20 protein-coding genes are annotated in these 22,914 nt (G+C 53.6%); 13 read left to right on the top strand and 7 right to left on the bottom strand.

What is annotated here, in order from left to right; all coding sequences use genetic code 11:
- Positions 1-128: 128 nt before the first annotated feature.
- Positions 129-443, top strand: a complete 315-nt coding sequence (locus tag ACMGGP_RS17805) for a hypothetical protein (protein WP_010672113.1) — start codon at positions 129-131, stop codon at positions 441-443.
- A gap of 262 nt (positions 444-705) precedes the next feature.
- Here the strand turns inward: ACMGGP_RS17805 and mobA are convergent, their stop codons facing one another.
- Positions 706-1,311, bottom strand: coding sequence for a molybdenum cofactor guanylyltransferase MobA (gene mobA / locus ACMGGP_RS17800; protein WP_163850195.1), 606 nt, complete (start codon positions 1,309-1,311; stop codon positions 706-708).
- A 44-nt stretch (positions 1,312-1,355) separates the two neighbouring features.
- Here mobA and ACMGGP_RS17795 point away from each other — a divergent pair, with 44 nt between their 5' ends.
- From ACMGGP_RS17795 to spfP, 5 genes are all read left to right on the top strand, one after another.
- The gene (locus ACMGGP_RS17795; RefSeq protein ID WP_033759287.1) at positions 1,356-1,631 is read left to right on the top strand and encodes a YihD family protein; all 276 of its coding nucleotides are present in this window, start codon (positions 1,356-1,358) and stop codon (positions 1,629-1,631) included.
- A gap of 42 nt (positions 1,632-1,673) precedes the next feature.
- On the top strand, positions 1,674-2,663 hold the full coding sequence (locus ACMGGP_RS17790; protein WP_498798673.1) for a serine/threonine protein kinase: 990 nt from the start codon (positions 1,674-1,676) through the stop codon (positions 2,661-2,663).
- 26 nt (positions 2,664-2,689) lie between these two features.
- On the top strand, positions 2,690-3,319 hold the full coding sequence (gene dsbA / locus ACMGGP_RS17785; protein WP_010672112.1) for a thiol:disulfide interchange protein DsbA: 630 nt from the start codon (positions 2,690-2,692) through the stop codon (positions 3,317-3,319).
- A 378-nt stretch (positions 3,320-3,697) separates the two neighbouring features.
- The gene (gene polA / locus ACMGGP_RS17780) at positions 3,698-6,484 is read left to right on the top strand and encodes a DNA polymerase I (RefSeq protein WP_033766527.1); all 2,787 of its coding nucleotides are present in this window, start codon (positions 3,698-3,700) and stop codon (positions 6,482-6,484) included.
- Between the two features lie 284 nt (positions 6,485-6,768).
- Complete coding sequence (gene spfP / locus ACMGGP_RS17775; RefSeq protein WP_071892919.1) at positions 6,769-6,816, top strand: small protein SpfP; 48 nt, start codon at positions 6,769-6,771, stop codon at positions 6,814-6,816.
- An 85-nt stretch (positions 6,817-6,901) separates the two neighbouring features.
- Here spfP and yihA read toward each other — a convergent pair whose 3' ends face one another.
- On the bottom strand, positions 6,902-7,537 hold the full coding sequence (yihA, locus tag ACMGGP_RS17770) for a ribosome biogenesis GTP-binding protein YihA/YsxC (protein WP_010258448.1): 636 nt from the start codon (positions 7,535-7,537) through the stop codon (positions 6,902-6,904).
- 551 nt (positions 7,538-8,088) lie between these two features.
- On the opposite strand from yihA, the gene yihI reads away from it, so the two are divergent.
- Together yihI and hemN are read left to right on the top strand one after the other, a co-directional pair.
- Entirely contained in the window at positions 8,089-8,613 is a 525-nt protein-coding gene (gene yihI / locus ACMGGP_RS17765) for a Der GTPase-activating protein YihI (protein ID WP_010258445.1), read from the top strand.
- Positions 8,614-8,846: 233 nt separating this feature from the next.
- Complete coding sequence (gene hemN / locus ACMGGP_RS17760; protein WP_498798672.1) at positions 8,847-10,220, top strand: oxygen-independent coproporphyrinogen III oxidase; 1,374 nt, start codon at positions 8,847-8,849, stop codon at positions 10,218-10,220.
- Between the two features lie 41 nt (positions 10,221-10,261).
- Here the strand turns inward: hemN and glnG are convergent, their stop codons facing one another.
- The 3 genes from glnG to glnA all read right to left on the bottom strand — a co-directional run bounded on the left by glnG (position 10,262) and on the right by glnA (position 14,283).
- Positions 10,262-11,671: a nitrogen regulation protein NR(I) gene (glnG, locus tag ACMGGP_RS17755; RefSeq protein ID WP_010258440.1), complete on the bottom strand. Its 1,410-nt coding sequence runs from the start codon at positions 11,669-11,671 to the stop codon at positions 10,262-10,264.
- Between the two features lie 7 nt (positions 11,672-11,678).
- Positions 11,679-12,728 carry a nitrogen regulation protein NR(II) gene (glnL, locus tag ACMGGP_RS17750; RefSeq protein WP_008926971.1) on the bottom strand — a complete coding sequence of 350 codons (1,050 nt, stop codon included), beginning with the start codon at positions 12,726-12,728 and terminating at the stop codon, positions 11,679-11,681.
- Between the two features lie 139 nt (positions 12,729-12,867).
- A complete protein-coding gene (glnA, locus tag ACMGGP_RS17745) occupies positions 12,868-14,283 on the bottom strand; it encodes a glutamate--ammonia ligase (RefSeq protein ID WP_498798671.1) in 1,416 nt (471 codons plus the stop codon).
- Positions 14,284-14,715: 432 nt separating this feature from the next.
- On the opposite strand from glnA, the gene typA reads away from it, so the two are divergent.
- The 5 genes from typA (at position 14,716) to fabY (ending at position 19,657) form a co-directional block, all read left to right on the top strand.
- Positions 14,716-16,539, top strand: a complete 1,824-nt coding sequence (gene typA / locus ACMGGP_RS17740) for a ribosome-dependent GTPase TypA (RefSeq protein ID WP_010258429.1) — start codon at positions 14,716-14,718, stop codon at positions 16,537-16,539.
- A 210-nt stretch (positions 16,540-16,749) separates the two neighbouring features.
- Positions 16,750-17,346 carry a glucose-1-phosphatase gene (gene yihX, locus ACMGGP_RS17735; protein WP_010258428.1) on the top strand — a complete coding sequence of 199 codons (597 nt, stop codon included), beginning with the start codon at positions 16,750-16,752 and terminating at the stop codon, positions 17,344-17,346.
- A 3-nt stretch (positions 17,347-17,349) separates the two neighbouring features.
- Positions 17,350-18,219 carry a virulence factor BrkB family protein gene (locus ACMGGP_RS17730; RefSeq protein ID WP_010672108.1) on the top strand — a complete coding sequence of 290 codons (870 nt, stop codon included), beginning with the start codon at positions 17,350-17,352 and terminating at the stop codon, positions 18,217-18,219.
- Complete coding sequence (dtd, locus tag ACMGGP_RS17725; RefSeq protein WP_022624890.1) at positions 18,216-18,653, top strand: D-aminoacyl-tRNA deacylase; 438 nt, start codon at positions 18,216-18,218, stop codon at positions 18,651-18,653. Before ACMGGP_RS17730 ends, dtd begins: the two co-directional genes overlap by 4 nt.
- Positions 18,654-18,709: 56 nt before the next feature.
- Positions 18,710-19,657 carry a fatty acid biosynthesis protein FabY gene (fabY, locus tag ACMGGP_RS17720; protein WP_010258423.1) on the top strand — a complete coding sequence of 316 codons (948 nt, stop codon included), beginning with the start codon at positions 18,710-18,712 and terminating at the stop codon, positions 19,655-19,657.
- A 34-nt stretch (positions 19,658-19,691) separates the two neighbouring features.
- Here fabY and ACMGGP_RS17715 read toward each other — a convergent pair whose 3' ends face one another.
- Together ACMGGP_RS17715 and ACMGGP_RS17710 are read right to left on the bottom strand one after the other, a co-directional pair.
- Entirely contained in the window at positions 19,692-21,371 is a 1,680-nt protein-coding gene (locus ACMGGP_RS17715; RefSeq protein ID WP_022624891.1) for an AsmA family protein, read from the bottom strand.
- Positions 21,372-21,489: 118 nt separating this feature from the next.
- Positions 21,490-22,863 (bottom strand): nucleobase:cation symporter-2 family protein, encoded by a 1,374-nt coding sequence (locus tag ACMGGP_RS17710; protein ID WP_498798670.1) that lies wholly within the window; start codon positions 22,861-22,863, stop codon positions 21,490-21,492.
- Positions 22,864-22,914: the final 51 nt, after the last annotated feature.

The following is a 22,914-nucleotide window of genomic DNA, read 5'->3' as shown; positions in this document are numbered from 1 at the left end:
AGCATTTAGAATGAATGGATTTTATTCTATTTACATTTTTTAGTGCTTGATTGAAACTAATTTCGACATTTAATTAAATGTCTCCGATGGATTTCTATTGAGCATTAACTAATTTAAGGAAGATTAAAATGAAAGAACTGACTGTTGCTGAAACAGAATTAGTATCAGGTGCCGCCTCTACTGGGATCTTAGACAGCATCGGTGGTGCAGTTATCGGAATGTTTGCTGGCGGAATGGGCGTTGCATGGGCGGGCTGGAACATCTCTGCTAATACTAATGGCGTAACCAGTGGAATCCTGGCTCCAGCACAGGGTGTTTTAGGCGGCCTGTTTGGTGGCATTTGGGGCGTTGTTTTTGGTCTGGTAGTCGGTGCTGCGGAAGGTACTGCTGATTCAATGGCACGCGCAGATTCAGTCTGGACAAATATTTTGAACGCTGGCTGATAATGCTCTGATCGTCCGGGGCATCACCTGCCATTTTAAATATCAGGCGTGCTGCCCCTTTTTTCTCTATCCCTGTCTGAAGCTATTTTACTGGTAATCAGTCATCCGATGTTGCAATGGCTGAGAATGCTCAGCGACTCTTATTCCACGAATAACTGTAGCCATCGTCATCCAGAGATAAAAAAGCTCTTTTTTTTGCAAAAATAAGGACGTCCCGTTAATTGTTACTATCGGGCTGGATCTTCTGCTACTAGACTTTACATTATGCTGGCTGACGACCATTTCCGTCCGGCATATTGCCGGCAGGATAGTCCCTAAGGTCATCAGGCGTATTCACATTCAGGAATAGCGATTCATCATCATCCAGCAGCACCGCATGTCCACCCTGATCGCGCAGGAACTGCATCAGGCGACGCTCACCAGCCTGCAGGTATTCACCGAGTGGCGTACGGAGATCGCGATGAATAAGCGCCAGAGTAGGATGATCCCGGGTTTGTGAGCGCACCCACACTGCGGGGGCATCGCCTCGTTGTTGCATCAGCCGCTCCACGAAGTTGAGCGGGATAGCGGGGGTGTCGCAGGCGCTGAATACCGCCCATTCCCCTTCAATCTCACGCAACCCACTGTAGATCCCGGCCAGCGGACCGGGATAATCCTCAAAGACGTCCTGCACCACGCGACATCCGCTTAACTGATAGCGATCAATATTACGATTCGCATTAATCATGACAATGTCGACTTGTGGCCTGAGCCGTTCAAGGACATGCTGATAAAGCGGCCTGCCATCCAGCTGTACTAGCCCTTTGTCCTGACCACCCATACGGCGGCCCTGACCACCGGCCAGAATGATACCGGTTAATATTGTCATGACTGTGCCCTCGCTGATGACGCACTGTGAAAGGAGAAATCTGAATGAAATGCCATCGTTTAAACGAGTTAATCGAGTTGCTGCAACCCGCCTGGCAAAAAGAGCCTGATCTTAATCTGGTCACATTTTTGCAGAAACTGGCTCAGGAATCTGGTTTCCGTGGCCCGTTAAGTGAATTAACCGATGATGTATTAATTTACCATCTCAAGATGCGTGACTCAGCCAGCGATGATGAGATCCCAGGCCTGAAAAAAGATTATGAAGTTGATTTCAAAACAGCACTGCTCCGCGCACGGGGTGTCATTAAACAGGACGAGTAGTGTTATCCTTGGCTGCTATTTGCAAGGGCAACTACAGGTAACATGATGAGCGACGCTGCTTTTAACTTCCAGACATTGAATCCCGACGTGTTGCTTGATGCGCTCTGGGAAACAGGAATTCGCGTCGAATCGGGTCTGACAGCCCTGAACAGCTACGAGAACAGGGTTTATCAATTCAGCGACGACGAAAAACGCCGCTATGTTGCGAAGTTTTATCGCCCACAGCGCTGGCGTGCCGAACAGATTGCTGAAGAACATCAGTACGCACTTGATCTGCTGGCTGACGAAGTGCCCATCGCGGCGCCACTGCGGTTAAAGGGTGAGACACTGCACAGTCACGCTGGCTTCTTCTTTGCCGTATTCCCCAGCCTGGGCGGACGGCAATATGAGACAGACAACGAAGATCAGATGGAGTGGGTAGGCCGCTTCCTGGGCCGCATTCATCAGACCGGGCGTAAAGCGCTGTTCAGGCATCGGCCTGCCATCGGTCTGGATGAATATCTGCATGAACCCCGGCAGGTGCTGGAGCACTCTCTGTTAGTGCCTGCATCGCTTAAAGTCGCACTGCTACAGGCTATCGATAAGCTGGGAAACACGCTGCAACAACAGTGGCACACCACGTGGCAGCCGCTACGATTACATGGCGACTGCCATCCGGGTAATATCCTGTGGCGTGACGGACCGCTGTTTGTCGATCTGGATGATGCCCGTAATGGCCCGGCCGTGCAGGATCTCTGGATGCTGATCAGCGGCGATCGTCAGGAACAGCGTATTCAATGGGATATACTGCTGGAGGCGTACAGTGAGTTCAGTGATTTTGATATTAATGAATTGTCACTGATTGAACCTTTACGCGCCATGCGCATGGTTTATTATCTGGCCTGGGTTGTCCGACGCTGGCAGGATCCCGCTTTTCCGCGTGCTTTCCCCTGGATGACAGATGAAGATTTCTGGCGCAGGCAAATTTCACTCTTTACCGAGCAGGAGAAGCTGTTGCAGGAACCTCCTCTGCAGCTGACACCGCAATATTAATGACGTAGTCAGGAGAATTTTTCACGATGAAAAAAATTTGGTTTGCACTGATGGGTTTAGTGCTGGCATTCAGCGCATCTGCTGCCCAGTTCACTGAAGGTAAACAATATGTGAGTCTGCCTAAACCTGTGGCCGGCGAACCTCAGGTGATGGAGTTCTTCTCCTTCTTCTGCCCGCACTGCTATCAGTTTGAACGTATTTATCACGTCAATGACGCGGTGAAAAAGAATCTGCCTGCTGACACTAAGATGGTGAAATACCACGTCGATTTTCTCGGTGGAGAGCTGGGGCCGGTCGTGACCCAGGCCTGGGCTGTCGCGATGGCGCTGGGCGTTGAAGATAAAGTGACAGCACCGATCTTCGATGGCATTCAGAAAACGCAGACCATCACCGATCCTGCCAGTCTGAAAGAGACCTTTGTCAAAGCGGCCGGTATCTCTGCGGCGGACTATGATGCAGCCTGGAACAGCTTCGCCGTAAAAGCGCTGGTTGCGCAGCAGCAAAAAGCCGCTGCTGATGTTGATCTGCGTGGTGTGCCTGCTATTTTCGTGAATGGCAAATACATGGTTAACAACGGCGGTCTTGATACCAGCTCTATGGATAATTTCGTCGCAGACTATGCGAACGTGGTTAAATTCCTGGTAAGCCAGAAGTAATCAGCCTCACACCCCCGTTAAACGCCAGCTCTGCTGGCGTTTTTTTTATGCCTTTGAACAACGGGCCAATTTTTGTCCATCTCCAGGGCATAAATTTAATATCCACACAAGGGATCGCGCTATTAAAAATAGCGATCGGGTCACGGAAATTAAATAAGCCAATGAAATTTATGGTTTTTATTCAAGTGTCGATTATTTATTTTCCTGAAAAACAGCGCGTTATAATTTTTACGCACAAAGTTATCCACAGAACGATCGTTGCGATCCTGTCCCCAAAAGCGTGAAAAACTCCAGACGTGGCACGCCTTAGTTCACCATTTCTGCCTGGTTGTGGCATCCTTATAGCCCAACTCATAGCAACGAAGACTACACAGACTTATGGCGCAAATAGCAGAAAATCCCCTGATTCTGGTCGATGGCTCATCCTATCTTTATCGCGCGTATCACGCGTTTCCGCCGCTGACCAACAGTGCAGGTGAACCCACTGGTGCCATGTACGGCGTGCTCAACATGCTGAAAAGCCTGCTGGCGCAATACAATCCGAGTCACGTTGCTGTGGTATTCGATGCCAAAGGCAAAACCTTCAGGGACGAGCTGTTTGAGCATTACAAATCTCACCGTCCCCCGATGCCTGACGAGCTCCGTGCACAAATTGAGCCGCTGCATGAGATGGTGCGGGCGATGGGGCTGCCGTTGCTGGCTGTGAGCGGCGTCGAGGCTGATGATGTCATCGGTACGCTGGCGCTGGAAGCGGAGAAAAAGGGTCTCTCAGTACTGATCAGCACCGGCGACAAAGATATGGCGCAGCTGGTCACGCCCGCCATCACGCTGATTAACACTATGAGCAACACCATTCTGGGACCAGAAGAGGTTGAGCAGAAATATGGTGTTCCACCCGCATTGATCATCGATTTCCTTGCCATGATGGGTGATAGCTCCGATAACATTCCTGGCGTGCCAGGCGTCGGTGAGAAAACGGCACAGGCGTTGCTGCAGGGGCTGGGCAGCATGCAGACGATCTATGACAATCTGGACAAAGTGGCCGATCTCGGCTTTCGTGGTGCCAAAACCATGGCGACCAAACTTGAGCAGAATCGTGATGTGGCGTTTCTCTCTTATCAGCTGGCGACCATTAAGACAGACGTTGAGCTGGCGCTGCCCTGTGAAGAGCTCACAGTCACTGAACCCGATACAGAGGCATTGCAGGCCCTGTTCAGTCGTTACGAGTTCAAACGCTGGCTGAGTGACCTGCAAGACGGTAAATGGCTGCAGGGTAAAAAGAGCACTACGCAGGCGCAAAAAGCGCAGGCCGATGAACCGGCCCCGGTGGCTGAAACCAGCAGCGTGTTACCGACCGAGGGTTATGTCACCATTCTGGATCAGGATCTCTTTGATAGCTGGCTGGAGAAGCTGAAAAACAGCGAAGTCTTTGCGTTTGATCTGGAGACCGACGCGCTGGATACCCTGAGCGCTAACATCGTCGGCATCAGCTTCGCGGTGGCGCCCGGTGAAGCCGCCTATCTGCCGGTTGCCCATGACTATCTTGATGCGCCTGATCAACTGGATCGCGCTACCGTTCTGGCACAGCTCAAGCCCTTGCTGGAAGATGAGAGCGCATGGAAAGTTGGCCAGAACCTGAAATACGATCGCGGCGTGCTGAAAAACTACGACATTGAACTGGCCGGTATCAAATTCGACACCATGCTTGAGTCCTATATCCTCAACAGCGTGGTGGGCAAACATGACATGGATAGCCTGGCCGCTCGCTGGCTTAACCATAAAACCGTGACCTTCCAGGAGATCGCCGGTAAAGGCAAAAATCAGCTGACGTTCAATCAAATCGCATTAGAGCAGGCATCCCATTACGCTGCAGAAGATGCAGATGTGACCCTGCAGCTGCATCTGAAGATGTGGCCAGAGCTGGAGAAAGAAGCGGGTCCGAAAAAAGTCTTCGAACAGATTGAGATGCCGTTACTGACGGTGATTTCGCGCATAGAGCGCAACGGTGTGCTGATCGATCAGTCTATTCTGGCGCAGCATTCGAAAGAGCTGACGGCCCGACTGGCTGAGCTTGAGTTGAAAGCGCATGAGCTGGCGGGGGAACCCTTCAACCTCTCATCCACCAAGCAGCTTCAGGTGATCCTGTTTGAAAAACAGGGCATCAAGCCCACAAAGAAAACACCAGGCGGCGCGCCGTCAACCAGCGAAGAGGTGTTAGCCGAGCTGGCACTTGATTATCCGTTACCCAAAGTGATTCTGGAGCATCGCGGCTTATCCAAACTTAAGTCTACTTATACGGATAAATTACCGCTGATGATCAATCCGATCAGTGGCAGGGTACATACCTCTTATCATCAGGCCGTCACCGCAACCGGACGCTTATCCTCTGCCGATCCGAATCTGCAAAACATTCCGGTGCGTAATGATGAAGGACGCCGAATCCGTCAGGCATTTGTTGCGGCCAAAGGCCATCGCATTGTGGCGGCAGACTATTCACAAATCGAACTGCGTATCATGGCGCATCTCTCTCAGGACAAAGGATTACTGGACGCTTTTGCCCAGGGCGAAGATATCCACCGCGCGACGGCATCCGAAGTGTTTGGCGTGGCGCTGGATAAGGTCAGCGGCGAACAGCGTCGCAGCGCCAAAGCGATCAACTTTGGTCTGATTTATGGCATGAGCGCCTTTGGCCTGTCGCGTCAGCTGAATATCGGTGCGGGTGAAGCGAAAAAGTATATGGATCTCTACTTTGAACGCTATCCGGGCGTCCTGCGCTATATGGAGAACACACGCCAGCTGGCGGCGAGTAAAGGCTATGTCGAAACGCTGGAAGGCCGTCGGCTGTGGCTGCCCGATATTAAATCCGGTAACGCCATTCGCCGGAAAGCCGCTGAACGTGCCGCGATCAATGCGCCGATGCAGGGAACGGCAGCGGATATCATCAAGCGGGCAATGATTGCCGTGGATAACTGGCTGGAACAGCAAAACGACAATGCCGTCAGAATGATCATGCAGGTTCACGATGAACTGGTGTTCGAAGTCAAAGCCGAGGCGGTTGAAGAGGCGAGCCAGAAAATCCGTGCGTTGATGGAAGGTAGCGTACAGCTCGACGTACCTTTACTGGTTGAAGTCGGTGTGGGTGACAACTGGGATGAAGCCCACTGATTCGATGCGTGTGGTCGGTTCTGAAGAACAGAACCGGCCCTGAATCAGGTATAAGAAAATCGTTTAGTTGACCGGTTTAGCGTGGTCAACGCTGGCACTGAGAGAAAACGCTTTTCTAACTGCTTATGGTCTAAACATTTTTTTCGTCATTAAACTACATCGCAACGCTATTTTTGTGACGTGCATGGTAAAAAAAGTCCTGTTTCATGTAAGTAAGCAACAAAAAAGCCTTTGTCACGCACAGAAAATCAGGTAAAGTTCGTCGCGTAGGGTACAGAGGTAAGATGTTCTATCTTTCAGACCTTTTACTTCACGTAATCGGATTTGGCTGAATTTAGCCGCCCCAGTCATTCTGTGACTGGGGCGTTTTTTATTGGGCTTTTTGTACCGTCAGCATCACCGGCACAAGGTTGCCACTCACTCTTCCGCGTCCTGATCTTCAACCGCAGGTTCAAGCGTATTAAACCAGCTGTCCAGCTTCTGACGAACCTTATCCACGCCGATTTTCTTCAGCGATGAGAAGAGCTCTACCTGCACATCACCAACAAATTCGAGTGCGGCTTCACGCACGACATTGAGCTGCGCTTTACGGGCACCTGAGGCCAGTTTGTCTGCTTTAGTGAGAAGCAACAGCACCGGAATGCCACTTTCCACTGACCACTGAATCATCTGCCGGTCGAGATCTTTCAGCGGATGACGGATATCCATCAGGATAACCAGTCCTTTCAGCGCCTGACGTTTTTGCAGATATTCACCTAACGCGCGCTGCCACTTCAGCTTCATCTCTTCCGGGACTTCGGCATAACCGTAACCGGGCAGGTCGACCAGACGCTTACCTTCTTTCACTTCAAACAGGTTAATCAGCTGCGTACGTCCCGGCGTTTTACTGGTACGCGCCAGACCCTTCTGATTGGTTAACGTATTCAGCGCACTCGATTTTCCCGCGTTCGAGCGGCCAGCGAAAGCCACCTCAATTCCGGTATCGGCAGGCAGATGGCGGATATCCGGCGCGCTCATGACAAAGTGGGTAACGTGGTAATTCAATTCAGACAAGGTGACACTCCAGAAAACGCATTAAGGCAATGCGGGCGATTATACGCGTTATGACGCGAAAGTGCTCAATCGCATCTCGGTAACAAACTTTGTAAGAGATTTGCCATTCACGGTGCGGGTTATTTCGCTTTTTACTTTAATTACTAAAAATAAAAAAATATGTAATTCAAACCCTTATCTTAAAACGTTCTTTTTTTGAACTAACTATTTTTGACACTGACTTGAGGCTTTTACCAGTTGGTCTACATTAGTGTGCAGTGCACGGCAGCACACATCAGGATGATGCGCTCAGGGATACCAGGAGGGTTATGAGCGATGGAATGGAACAGGGTCAGGGATGCGGCCAGACAGGGATAAGGAATAGCTCAGGAGTTGAGCAGGCGCGGGATTAACCGGGATGTTACGAGCCGAAAAGGATTTAAAACATGATTCCTTCTTATGAAGGTATGAAATAAGGCGACAGCTTGAGCTGTCGCCTTTTTTCTTTGTCTACTTTCTGCTAGATTTCGCCGCAATTCTATACTGAATAAAAAAAGCCGGGACCGAATACTATGAAGCAACCTGCACGAGCTGCTAACGGCAAACCTGCCGTCAAAGCCAAACGCAAATCGCGTGACGATATCAACCATGAAGCACGCGATCGCAAACGTGATAAAAAGCATCGCGGACATGCATCTGGCAGCCGTGCTAATCCGGCTGCGTCCGAAAACAATGGCGGACGTCAGGCGGACAGCGTGAAAGATCCGCGCATCGGGAGTAAAAAACCGGTGGCCCTGATCGCTGAAGGAAAAACCGCCGCCGTTAAACCAAAGAAAAGCGCAGAAAAACCGGCAGCAGAGAAGAAAGTGCGTCTGACACCAGAAGAAGAGCTGGCGAAGCTGGAAAATGACGAACGTCTGGATGCGCTGCTGGATCGGCTGGAAAATGGCGAAACGCTGTCGGCTGAAGATCAGGGCTGGCTGGATGCCTCGCTGGATCGTATCGACGAACTGATGGAGCAGTTAGGCATTGTGATGGATGATGCCGAAGATGAGCAGGCTGAAGAAGATATGTACCGTCTGCTGAAAGGCAACTAAGCAAATTTGATCGGCATGCGTTACCCGCATGCCGCGCTTAACAGGTAAACGACAATGTTTTGGCCTGGATCAATTTTCGCGCTGCTGGCGACATGTTATCTGCTGTGGTTATTGTTTAAACTACGACGCCTGTCGCGTCTGAAGCAACGTTTACGTCGGGTCTCATCCCGCTCACCTTTTATCTCCTCTTCTTCGCGACCTTCTCTCAGACGACGTCACCGGAAGGAGTGAGCATGCCATCGCAGCAGATTGAGTGGGATCAGGCGTTAATTGAAAAGTACAATTATGCCGGCCCGCGTTACACCTCCTATCCCACTGCGCTGGAGTTCAGCGAGCAGTACGCGGAAAACGACTTCCAGCGTGCCGTGGCGCGTTACCCCGATCGTCCGCTGTCGCTCTATGTCCATATTCCCTTCTGCCATCGTCTCTGCTACTTCTGCGGCTGCAATAAGATAGTGACGCGTCAGCGCCACAAAGCGGACCGCTATCTGGATGTGCTCGAACAGGAGATTATTCAGCGTGCGCCGCTGTTTCGTCAGCGTCAGGTCACGCAGCTTCACTGGGGCGGCGGCACGCCAACCTTCCTCGACAATGCGCAGATTTCCCGGCTGGTGGGTTTACTGAAGCAGCATTTCAGTGTGGCCGATGATGCCGAAATGTCGATTGAAGTGGATCCCCGGGAAATTGCGCTGGATGTGATTGATCACCTGCGATCGCTGGGATTTAATCGTCTGAGCATGGGGGTGCAGGACTTCAACAAATCGGTGCAGGAGCGGGTTAACCGGGTACAGGATGAAGAGATGATTTTCGGGCTGATGGCGCGTGCCCGTGAACAGGGGTTCAGCTCGACCAGCATTGACCTGATCTATGGTTTACCCCTGCAGACGCCCGCCAGCTTCGCCTGGACGCTGGAGCGGGTACTGGCGCTGAGCCCGGATCGTCTTAGCGTCTTTAACTATGCGCATTTGCCGGCGATGTTCGCGGCACAGCGTAAAATCAAAGAGGGTGAACTGCCATCGGCTCAGCAAAAGCTGGATATTTTACAGCAGACCATCGCAACTCTGACTCAGCAGGGCTACCAGTTCATTGGAATGGATCACTTTGCGAAGCCGCAGGATGAACTGGCTATCTCGCAGCGCAAAGGCCAGCTGCATCGCAATTTCCAGGGATACACGACGCAGGGCGACAGCGATTTGCTGGGGCTTGGCGTCTCTGCCATCAGCATGATTGGCGACAGTTATGCGCAGAACCAGAAAGACCTTAATACCTGGTACAATTGTGTGGAACAGCAGGGAAATGGCCTGTGGCGTGGCATCGCCTTAACCGACGATGATTGCCTGCGTCGGGACGTGATAAAAACGCTGATTTGTAACTTCTCGCTGAATTTTGCCGCGACAGAAGCGCAATGGGGCATTCGCTTCAGCGACTATTTTGCTGAGGACCTGGCGCTGCTGAAGCCGTTGATAGCCGATGGGCTGGTGGAACAAACCGCTACGGGGCTGGAGGTGACGGGAATTGGCCGGTTACTGATCCGCAATATTTGCATGTGCTTTGATCGCTATCTGCGTCAGAAAGCGCGTCAGCAGCAGTTCTCCCGCGTTATCTGAAGAAACGGGCTGGCAGACTACACCAGCCCGTACTGAACCGCTTATTCCATGCCCAGCTCTTTGAGCTTGCGCGTCAGCGTGTTTCGTCCCCAGCCCAGCAAACGTGCCGCTTCCTGTTTGTGGCCCTGCGTATGACGCAGCGCAGTGGTGAGCAGCGTGCGCTCCATCTCTGGCTGGGCTTCTGACAGCAGATTCTGATGACCGGAACGCAGAGCGCGATCGGCCCACTGTGCCAGCAGCGTTGCCCAGCTGTCAGGCAGCGACTGTACCGGATTCTCCGGCGTACTGGATTCAAACAGTTCTCCGGGCAGGTCCTGAATCAGGACTTCCTGACCCGCAGCCATCACGGTCAGCCAGCGACAGGTGTTCTCCAGCTGACGCACGTTACCTGACCAGTGCAGTCGGGTTAACGCTGTCTCGGTTTCCGGATGCAGAATCTTCGCTTCCACACCCAGCTCACGCGCCGCCACCTGCAGGAAATAACGCGCCAGACGCGGGATATCCTCACGACGCTCACGCAGCGGTGGCAGATGCACACGAATCACGTTCAGGCGGTGAAACAGATCCTCACGGAACTTGCCTTCCTGTACGCGTAATTCCAGATTCTGGTGGGTCGCCGCGATAATACGCACATCCACTTTGACCGGCGCATAGCCACCAACGCGATAGAACTGGCCATCGGCCAGCACGCGCAGCAGACGGGTCTGCACATCCAGCGGCATATCACCGATCTCATCCAGAAACAGCGTGCCGCCATCCGCCTGCTCAAAACGGCCCTGACGGATCTGGTTCGCCCCGGTAAAGGCGCCTTTTTCGTGACCAAACAGTTCTGATTCAATTAAATCTTTGGGGATCGCCGCCATGTTGAGCGCGATAAAGGGCGCTTTGGTGCGCGGGCTGTGGCGATGCAGCGCATGGGCCACCAGCTCTTTACCGGTACCGGACTCGCCGTTGATCAACACACTGATCGACGAGCGCGATAATCGTCCGATGATGCGGAACACATCCTGCATCGCGGGCGCTTCACCGATGATATCGGTGGTGGGTCCGCTGACCGGCTGATTACGTGGCTGCTGCTGCTCCTGATAGTGGCTGATAGCACGCTCGACCAGCGCAACCGCTTCATCGATATCGAACGGCTTAGGCAGGTAATCAAAGGCACCCTGCTGATAGGCGCTGACGGCAGCGTCCAGATCTGAATGCGCCGTCATTATGATGACCGGAAGCATCGGATGACGCTGTTTAATCTGTTTCAGCAGCGCCAGGCCATCCATACCGGGCATGCGAATGTCTGACAGTAAAACGTCCGGGGTCTTGGTTGAGAGGGCATCCAGCACCTCGCTTGCGCTGTCAAAAGTCGCACAGCTCAAACCGGCTCCAGTGAGCGCGCGTTCAAGCACCCAGCGGATGGAGCTATCGTCATCGACGATCCAGACTATCCCTCGTTGCATAGAAACCTCACTGGCGAATAGGCAGGTAAACCGAGAATTCGGTGTGTCCCGGCCAACTGTTAAATTCTATTTTTCCTGAATGTTGATCAATCAGGCTACGGGCGATGGAGAGGCCTAAACCGGTACCGCCTTCGCGTCCGCTGACCATCGGATAAAACAGCGTATCCTGCAGCTGGGCCGGAATGCCGGGGCCATCATCTTCAATATCAATACGTGCCACCAGCCGATAACGCGTGCCGTGCAGCGTCAGCTGGAAAGCCGTGCGGGTGCGGATAATAATGGTGCCGCCATCGTCGCCCAGCGCCTGAAGCGCATTGCGCACCACGTTAAGCAGCACCTGTTCAATCTGATCGGGATCGTGCGGCAGTTCCGGCAGGCTGGGATCATAATCCCGTACCAGCGAGACATTCTCCGGCAGCTCCATCGACACCAGATTAACCACCCGTTCGGCCACCTGATGAATGCTCTGCGTGATGTGCATGCCCGGCTGCTGCGGCCCCAGCAGACGATCAACCAGATTCCGCAACCGGTCGGCCTGTTCAATAATCACTTTGGTATATTCATTCAGCGAGGGATCGGGCAGGGCGCGGGATAAAAGCTGTGCCGCGCCGCGCAATCCTCCCAGCGGATTTTTAATCTCATGGGCCAGGCCGCGAACCAGATCGCGAGCGGCCACCTGCTGGGCGTGCTGTAACTGCTCCTGACTGAGACGACGCTGATTATCCATCGGCGCCATTTCCATCAGGATTAAGCCATCGGGTAACCGCTGGGCGGTCAGCGACATAATGTGCGCGCGACCATCTACCACCAGCGTAACCTCACTGTCAGTAAATCCCTGGCCAGCCTCAAGACTCTCGCGCATCACCTCGATATTCAGCGAAAAGTAGCCGGTTAATTCCGGTAACGGCGTGCCGAACAATTTGCGTGAGCTTTGCGCCAGTAATTGCTGCGCCGCCGGGTTGGCGTAATGAATAACCAGATCGTTATCCACCAACAAAATACTGTTGATTAACGCGTTGAGAATCTGCCCTGCATCGGGCAGAGAGCCAGTTGCCATACAACGTTCCTCTGCACTAAAGAGGTGCATTTTAGTCTTTAAGCCGAAAAGAGGGCGAATGAACGGTGAATTCGCGGAGAAAAAAGCCCATCCGAAGATGGGCTAAAAGTTTCCACGGCAACAAAAAACGTCTGACCAGTTAAACGCTGTAGTAGAGCTCGAACTCAACCGGGTGTGGCGTCATGCGAACGCGATCCATCTCTGCTTTACGCAGTTCGATGTAAGCATCGATCGATTCGTCAGTGAATACACCGCCGCGGGTCAGGAACTCGCGATCTTCGTTCAGTGCATTCAGCGCTTCTTCCAGAGAGCCTGCAACTTTTGGAATCTCAGCTTCTTCTTCCGGTGGCAGGTCATACAGGTTCTTGTCCATCGCATCGCCAGGATGGATTTTGTTGATGATGCCATCCAGGCCAGCCATCAGCAGTGCGGTGAACGCCAGGTATGGGTTAGCCGCTGGATCCGGGAAGCGCGCTTCGATACGACGCGCTTTCGGGCTGGCAACAACCGGGATACGGATTGAGGCTGAACGGTTACGGGCAGAGTAAGCCAGCATAACCGGTGCTTCGTAACCCGGGACCAGACGCTTGTAAGAGTTGGTGGTCGGGTTCGCCAGGGCGTTGATCGCTTTAGCGTGCTTGATGATACCGCCGATGTAGAACAGCGCCATTTCAGACAGGCCGCCGTACTTATCGCCGGCAAACAGGTTCTGGCCACCTTTGGAGAGTGACATATGGCAGTGCATGCCTGAACCGTTGTCGCCAAACATAGGCTTCGGCATAAAGGTCGCGGTTTTGCCGTAAGCGTGCGCAACGTTGTGAACCACATATTTGTAAATCTGAATTTCGTCCGCTTTTTTGGTCATGGTATTGAAGCGGGTTGCCACTTCGTTCTGACCCGCGGTCGCCACTTCGTGGTGATGCGCTTCAACAACCAGGCCCATCTGCTCCATGGTCAGACACATGGCAGAACGAATGTCCTGTGATGAGTCAACCGGTGGAACCGGGAAGTAGCCGCCTTTCAGACCTGGACGGTGACCTTTGTTACCGCCTTCGTACTCTTTACCGGTGTTCCATGCCGCTTCGATATCGTCGATAGCAACGTGTGAACCGGACGTCGATGAGCCGAAACGGATGTCATCGAACAGGAAGAATTCTGGTTCTGGTCCAAACAGTACGGTATCAGCGATGCCGGAAGAGCGCAGGAAATCTTCAGCGCGCTTAGCGATAGAGCGTGGATCGCGGTCGTAGCCCTGCATGGTGCCTGGCTCGAGGATGTCACAACGGATGATCAGCGTAGAATCTTCGAAGAAAGGATCCATGACCGCCGTGGTGGCGTCAGGCATCAGCACCATGTCTGATTCGTTAATGCCTTTCCAGCCGCCGATAGACGAACCATCGAACATTTTGCCTTCTTCGAAGAAGTCAGCGTTAACCTGGTGAGCAGGGATCGTAACGTGCTGTTCTTTACCTTTGGTATCGGTAAAACGCAGGTCAACAAACTTAACTTCATGCTCGTTCATCATCGAGAGAACGTGTTCAGCGGACATACTCAACTCTCCTGGAAATGGTCTTTCATTATCTACATGGCGAGGAAACGTCGTTTCCGGAATACGTTGCGGGAAAACAACTCCCTGACCAACCTCTTCCGGCACGCTCTTCAACCGACATCTGTCTGGCGTTTACGCTTGATTTAGATAAAGCGAATTCTGTGCCAACTTTTTTGATGATGCTTAAATCGCCTTGTGGTGCACCTTTTTGTCATAAAGCGGCTGCACCACGATCGTTTTATTGCACCACTGTGGTGCTTAACGGCCATCTGATGGCACTATTTTGGTGCATCAGACCAACTTAGTGCATTTTCTGCACCGGTAACAGGGCAAATTGGCCTCCATGCAATAAACTTTCAGTGAAAAGTGTGATCGTGTTCAGTCTTCCGCTTAATCAGTGTACAATAACGCGCTATTTCTAATGCCTGAGGCAAAGCTGTGATCGAAAATTTGCGTAACATCGCCATCATCGCGCACGTTGACCATGGAAAGACCACCCTGGTTGACAAACTGCTGCAACAATCCGGTACTTTTGATGCCCGTACCGAAGCAACAGAGCGCGTGATGGACTCCAATGATTTGGAGAAAGAGCGTGGGATTACCATCCTCGCAAAAAACACCGCCATTAAGTGGAATGACTACCGTATCAACATCGTTGATACCCCGGGACACGCCGACTTCGGTGGTGAAGTTGAGCGCGTCATGTCCATGGTGGACTCGGTGCTGCTGGTTGTAGATGCGATGGATGGCCCTATGCCGCAAACCCGCTTCGTGACCAAAAAAGCGTTCGCGCATGGTCTGAAGCCGATTGTGGTTATCAACAAAGTAGACCGCCCTGGTGCGCGTCCGGATTGGGTTGTTGATCAGGTCTTTGACCTGTTCGTTAACCTGGATGCTACTGATGAGCAGCTCGACTTCCCTATCATTTTCGCCTCTGCGCTGAATGGTATTGCTGGTCTTGAGCACACCGACATGGCTGACGATATGACCCCGCTGTATCAGGCGATCGTCGACCACGTTGCGCCTCCGCAGGTTGAGGCTGACGCCCCACTGCAGATGCAAATCTCTCAGCTGGACTACAACAACTACCTGGGCGTGATCGGCATTGGCCGTATCAAGCGCGGTAAAGTTAAGCCTAACCAGCAAGTCACTATCATCGATAGCGAAGGCAAAACCCGTAACGGTAAAGTCGGTAAAGTCCTGACTCACCTGGGTCTTGAGCGTATCGACAGCGACCTGGCAGAAGCGGGCGATATCATTGCTATCACCGGTCTGGGCGAGCTGAACATCTCTGACACCATCTGTGATCCACAGAACGTGCAGGCGCTGCCAGCACTGAGCGTCGATGAGCCAACAGTTACCATGTTCTTCAACGTCAACACCTCACCGTTCTGCGGTAAAGAAGGTAAGTACGTGACGTCACGTCAGATCCTTGAGCGTCTGAACAAAGAACTGGTTCACAACGTGGCACTGCGCGTTGAAGAAACCGAAGATGCTGACGCGTTCCGCGTATCAGGTCGTGGTGAGCTTCACCTGTCAGTTCTGATCGAAAACATGCGTCGTGAAGGTTTCGAACTGGCGGTATCCCGTCCGAAAGTTATCTTCCGCGAAATCGATGGCCGTAAACAGGAGCCATTCGAGAACGTTACGCTGGATATCGAAGAGAACAACCAGGGTTCAGTCATGCAAGCCATGGGTGAGCGTAAGGGCGATCTGAAAAACATGGATCCGGATGGCAAAGGCCGCGTACGTCTCGACTACGTGATCCCAAGCCGTGGCCTGATCGGCTTCCGTAACGAATTCATGACCATGACTTCCGGTACCGGTCTGCTCTACTCTACCTTCAGCCACTACGATGACATTCGTGCGGGCGAAGTGGGCCAGCGTCAGAACGGCGTACTGATCTCCAACGGTCAGGGTAAAGCAGTTGCGTTTGCACTGTTCAGCCTGCAGGACCGCGGTAAGCTGTTCCTGGGTCACGGTGCAGAAGTCTATGAAGGCCAGATCATCGGTATTCACAGCCGTTCTAACGACCTGACAGTTAACTGCCTGACCGGTAAGAAACTGACCAACATGCGTGCTTCAGGTACTGATGAAGCCACGACGCTGGTTCCGCCAATCAAGATGACCCTTGAGCAGGCGATCGAGTTCATCGATGATGACGAACTGGTAGAAGTTACACCACAGTCAGTGCGTATCCGTAAACGTCACCTGACTGAAAATGACCGTAAACGTGCATCACGTGGTCCTAAAGACGCATAATTGCGCCTTTAACTGATAAAGAGCCCCGCCTGCGGGGCTTTTTTTTTGCCTGAAATTCCTGCCTCTTCAGCCGGGCCAGCGATTATTTGTGGGATAGGTCGCGCTTTTTACCTGCCCGCTGCCGTTTACGCTTTTCTCTCCGCGAGTGCCTGTTCAGCCTGCCCTTTTGCCGCTAGAGTGAATACTCCAGGGAACAGAAGGAGACACACCATGCTGTATATCTTTGATTTGGGCAATGTGATTATCGATATCGACTTTAACCGCGTGCTGGGTGTCTGGAGTGACCTTAGTCGTGTGCCGCTGGCCTCGCTGCAAAGCCATTTCCAGATGGATGAGGCGTTTGAACAACACGAACGTGGCGAGATCAGCGATGAAGATTTCGCGCTGGCGCTATGTGAAAAGCTGGAAATCGCGCTGAGCTATGAACAGTTTGCCGCTGGCTGGCAGGCGGTATTCGTTGACGTGCGTCCGGAAATCCTGGCGCTGATGAACCGGCTGCGGCTGGAGGGCCATCGGGTGGTGATCCTCTCTAACACCAACAAACTGCATTGCGAATTCTGGCCAACACAGTATCCGGACGTGCAGCAGGCAGCCGACAAGCTCTATCTCTCCCAGGAGCTGGGCATGCGTAAACCGGAAGCCCGGATTTATCAGCATGTGCTGGACGCAGAAGGTGTGGCTGCCGATCAGGCGGTATTTTTTGACGATAATCCACAGAATATTGAGGCGGCCCGCGCCCTGGGTATTGAAAGTGTACTGGTTACTGACAGTAAAACGGTACCCAACTGGTTTGCAGGTCAACAGTAATTCATGATGTCACGTAAATTTCGTCCCGGGCTGCATGCGTTCTGGTTGTGGCTCAAACTGTTGTGGAAACGCATTGATGAGGATGGCATGACGACCCAGGCCGGTAATCTGGCTTATGTCTCATTGCTGGCGCTGGTGCCGCTGATTGCGGTGGTGTTTGCCCTGTTTGCGGCGTTTCCGGTCTTCTCTGATATCAGTGTGCAGTTGAAGCACTTTGTCTTTACCAATCTGATGCCGGCTGCAGGTAACACGCTGCAACGCTATCTTGAGCAGTTTGTGGCTAACGTAAACCGGATGACGGCGGTCGGAGCGGTCGGCCTGATTGTTACCGCCTTACTGCTGATGCATTCCGTCGATACCGCGTTAAACACCATCTGGCGCAGCAACAAGAAGCGGCCGATGGTCTATTCCTTTGCGGTCTACTGGATGATCCTGACACTAGGCCCGTTACTGGCCGGTGCCAGTCTGGCGATCAGCTCCTATCTGTTGTCGCTGCGCTGGATTAACGCGACAGGCGTCACCAGCCTGGTCGATCAGATGCTGCGTATTTTCCCGCTCCTGCTGTCGTGGCTCGCCTTCTGGTTGCTCTACAGCATCGTTCCTACCCAGCGAGTGCCGCCGCGCGATGCGCTGATTGGCGCGCTGGTTGCCGGTGCGCTGTTTGAGCTGGGCAAAAAGGGCTTTGCGCTCTATGTTACTATGTTCCCCTCTTATCAGCTGATCTACGGCGTACTGGCCGTGATCCCCATTCTGTTTCTCTGGGTCTACTGGACCTGGTGTATTGTGTTGTTAGGCGCTGAAATCACCGTTGCGTTAGCCGATTATCGGCAGTTAAAGCAGCAACACAAAGAGGAGCAACGCGAGGAAACATGATTGCATTGATTCAACGCGTACAGCGCGCCAGCGTCAGCGTCAATCAGGAAGTGGTCGGTGAAATCGATGCCGGTTTACTGGTTTTGCTGGGCGTGGAAAAGGGCGATGACAACGCGCGTGCGGAACGTCTCGCAGAACGCGTATTGGGCTATCGCATCTTTAGTGATGAGCAGGGCAAAATGAACCTGAGTGTTCGCCAGGCGGGCGGAAGCGTGCTGGTGGTGTCACAGTTTACGCTGGCCGCAGATACCCAAAAAGGGATGCGTCCCTCCTTTTCGGGTGGCGCCGAGCCCGCTGAAGCCGAGCGGCTGTATGAATATTTCAGCGACTGCTGTCGCAAGCAGGGCATCACCACGGCTAATGGCCGTTTTGCTGCGGATATGCAGGTCTCGCTGGTGAATGATGGTCCTGTGACGTTCTGGTTACAGGTGTGAGAACGTCAGCTGAGCGGCAGGGAACTGGCCACACATCCGAGCGGGAGAAACATTACATGTATCACCTTCGTGTGCCACAGACGGCGGAAGAGCTGGATATCTATTATCAGTTCCGCTGGGAGATGTTGCGTAAACCTCTGCGTCAGCCGCAGGGGTCGGAACGTGACGCCTGGGATGCGCTGGCGCATCATCAGATGGTGGTTGATGAGCAGGGAAATCCGGTCGCCATCGGCCGTCTCTATATTAATGCCGACAACGAGGCCGCTATCCGCTTCATGGCCGTTCATCCTTCGGTTCAGGGCAAGGGACTGGGTACTCTGGTGGCGATGACGCTGGAATCCGTGGCGCGTCAGGAAGGGGCTAAGCGGGTAACCTGCAGCGCCCGCGAAGATGCTGTCGCTTTCTTCGCTAAACTCGGCTACATCAATCAGGGCGAGATTACCGCGCCGCAGACGACGCCGGTTCGTCACTTTTTGATGATTAAACCGGTCGTCACGCTCGACGATATCCTGCATCGCGCCGACTGGTGCGGTCAGCTGCAACAGGCCTGGTATGATCATATCCCGCTCAGCGAAAAGATGGGCGTCCGTATTCTGCAGTTTACCGGGCAAAAATTTATCACCACCATGCCTGAAGCGGGCAACCAGAATCCACACCAGACGCTGTTCGCTGGCAGCCTGTTTTCGCTGGCAACGCTGACCGGCTGGGGGTTGATCTGGTTGCTGCTGCGCGAGCGTCATCTGGGTGGCACCATTATTCTGGCGGATGCGCACATTCGCTATAGCCACCCCATCAGCGGACGGCCTGGCGCGATTGCCGATCTGGGCTCATTAAGCGGCGATCTCGACCGCCTGGCGCGCGGGCGTAAAGCGCGTGTGCAGCTCGAAGTTGAGCTTTTTGGCAATGATGAGTGTGGCGCGGTGTTTGAAGGGGTCTATATCGTCCTGCCCGCCGATCCTGACGGGCCGCTGGAAGAGGGGGGGTCCGGCGCGCGTATCAACTAATCATCAGGGCCGCTTCAGCGGCCCTGATCTGTTGTTAACGTACCTCGCCAGCCTGCATGGTCTGCTGCAGTTGCTGACTGTCGGTTGTCACCGACAAACTGCCATTAACCGTCGGGCGCAGCGGCTGATTTGCTGTTAATGCACCGTTCAGCTGCAGCTGCATATTACTGTCACCGGTTAACGGCAACGCGGGCCATCCCCAGTTCTGCAACACATTCACCGGTACAGCACGACCTGTCAGTTGCAGCGTCAGCGGACGGGCTGGCTGCTGGCCTACGGTGGCCGTCCCTTCGAGCAGACCCTTATTACTGAACGCACTCAGCTCCGTAACCTGAATCTGCTGCTGGTCAGCGCTCAGCGCAATCGACGGATGACGCAGGTCGGTGCGATTAAAGGTTGATTCTGCCGCGTTCAGGCTGAGTTTACCCGACCAGATCCCCCACTGATGCTGCTGCGCCAGCAGCAGGTTTTCACCGGATCCATCCAGTGAGGTCAGCTGGAAGGGAAAAGCCGGATTGATGTCGATTATCAGGTTTCGGTTAGAGGTGAAGCGAGTCACCTCTACGCTATCCAGCCACGCTGGCAGTGTCGCCTGCCAGCGATCGCGCCAGTCCTGCGGCAGAGTGTATTCCAGTCCCGCCACCGCCAGGTTTTTCAGTGTCAGGCGTTTATCGCTACGCGACCAGTCACCGTCAGCCCGAATCACCCCATTCGCCCAGCGTGAACTGAACTGCGTCAGCGCCACGCCCTGCGGTGAGAAGTCCAGGTTAACGATGGGGTCATTTAGTTCGAATCCACCGTTGATAAAATTGCTGGCATTCAGCGCCAGCGAACCATCGTTACTCTGCCAGTCATCACCCTGCCAGTTAACGTTTCTCAGCGTCAGATCCAGATCCGTTACCGCCCAGTCAGGCCCCTGCAGGCGGGCATCGGTCATGTCGAGCCGCGTAATGGCGATCGAGGGGACAACCTGCAGGCTATGCAGGAAATCTTTCAGGCTACTGGTGGTCTGCAGACGGATGTCGTTCAGTCGCAGCTGATTAATTTTCCAGTTGCCCTGGGCATCGCGCTCACCGTTGCCGGTCATAGAGCCACGCGCCAGGTCGGCACCAATATTGTCAAAGCGCATCCGACCCTGGGCAACACTGCCCTGGATCAGTACGTTTTCACCCGGCACATTATTCAGTGTCATGCTGCCTGCGCTCATCTGGAAGCGGGCATCGCGACCCAGCATATCAAGGGCAGTGGGTTTCCACGGCAAAATGCCGCCATTAACCTGCTGAGCAAACAGCGGTAACGCGCTGTTGGGGCTGTCGATACGCATATTGTTGAGTTGCAGGCGATCGGCCTGAATCGGTAGCGCGCTGCCTGGCGCCAGATTGGCCAGATTCACTTCTCCGTCGCGCAGCTCAAGGCTGCTGAAATGCAGCGGATCGCTGAACTGAATCAGTGCCAGACCGAGATCGACCCGTTTCGCCACCAGAACTGCAGGCTGTCCATCGTGACCAAAGCTGAAGTCATCCAGAATGATGTGAGAGGGAGAGGAGAAATTGTGTTCAATTTTACTCAGGGAGAGATGCCATTCGGTTTTGTCACTCACCCAACGGCTAAACCAGCCTGCACCCCACTGTGTCTGCAACAGAACATAGATCACAACCAGGGTGAAAAGCAGCAGCAAAAGTAAGGTGAGGAAAAACTTTCCAATAAATTTCATAGCATCCTTCCCGAGTTAAATCCGGTGAGAGGTTGTTATGCCTGAATTACCGTTACAGCTCAACAGCCTGGATGTAAATCCGAATAATTAGCAGGCAGGCCGAAGCCTGCCTCTGGCCTTACTTCTCTGGCGGAAAAATCAGGTTGAGTACGATAGCGGTAATGCCGCCCGCCGCAATACCGGAAGAGAGCAGGGTTTTCAGCCAGTCAGGCGCAAACTGCAGGATCAGCGGCTGCTGGGAAACGCCCAGGCCCACCGCCAGCGACAGCGCAATAATCATGATGGCGCGGCGGTTAAGCGGCTCGCGTGACACAATGCGGACACCCGAAGCGGCGATGGTGCCGAACATCACAATGGTGGCGCCGCCGAGTACCTGTTCAGGGATCATCTGCACCAGTCCGCTGACCGCCGGGAACAGCCCCAGCACAATCAGCATCAGCGCGACAACAAAGCCGACGTAGCGGCTGGCAACACCGGTCAACTGGATCACGCCATTGTTCTGACCGAAGCAGGAGTTCGGGAAAGTATTAAACAGCGCGGAGACAAAGGAGTTGAGGCCATTCGCCAGCACGCCGCCTTTCAGGCGTTTCATATAGAGGGGCCCGCTGACCGGCTGCTCTGACACATCCGAGGTGGCGGTGATATCGCCGATAGTCTCCAGAGAGGTCACCATAAACACCAGCATCAGCGGGATGAGCAGATTCCAGTCGAAGCCCAGCCCGTAATAGAGCGGGGTCGGCACCACGATCAGCGGCTGATCGGTGGGGATGCCGGCGGCAGGCAGCATGCCCATCGCCCAGGCCAGCAGATAGCCCACCGCCATGGCAATGACCAGGGAGGCAACGCGCAGGTAGGGGTTCTTCTGCCGGTTAAGTAGCACGATCACCAGCAGCACAGCCCCTGCCAGCATCAGATTTTTCGGCGCACCAAAAGTATGGTCGTTAATCGCGCTGAAACCGCCGCCAATGGAGGTCAGCCCCACCTGAATCAGCGACAGGCCGATAATCATCACCACGATACCGGAAACCAGCGGCGTGATGATCCGGCGCGCCAGGTGCAATACGCGTGACAGCACCATTTCGGTACAGGAGGCGACCATCAGCGTACCAAACAGCGCCGCCATCATGGTGGGCACGTCAGCGCCGCCATTTTTTAGCGCCATGCCGCCCATAATCAAGGGCGTAACGAAGTTGAAGCTGGTGCCCTGAATCGACAGCAGGCCCGAACCCACCGGCCCCCATGTTTTGATTTGCAGCAGTGATGCCACACCCGATGCAAACAGCGACATGCTGATCACGTGCCGGGTATCCTCTGCGGGCAGCCCTAACGCCTGACAAATCAGAATCGCGGGGGTAATGACCGCGACAAACATCGCCAGCAGATGCTGACCGGCGGCAAACAGCGTTTGTGGCAGGGGAGGACGATCTTCAAGACGATAAATCAGTTCGCTTTGCGTGGCGGAAGGCTGTTCTGGCTGCGGATTAGTGGACATCTTCTGTTCTTCCCAAAAAATAATGTGGCGATTGTAATCATCCGCAGGCTA

It is taken from the genome of Curtobacterium sp. BNK-1 (genome assembly GCF_048685235.1).
Classification (GTDB): domain Bacteria; phylum Pseudomonadota; class Gammaproteobacteria; order Enterobacterales; family Enterobacteriaceae; genus Pantoea; species Pantoea agglomerans.
This window is presented reverse-complemented; position numbering and strand designations above follow the sequence as displayed.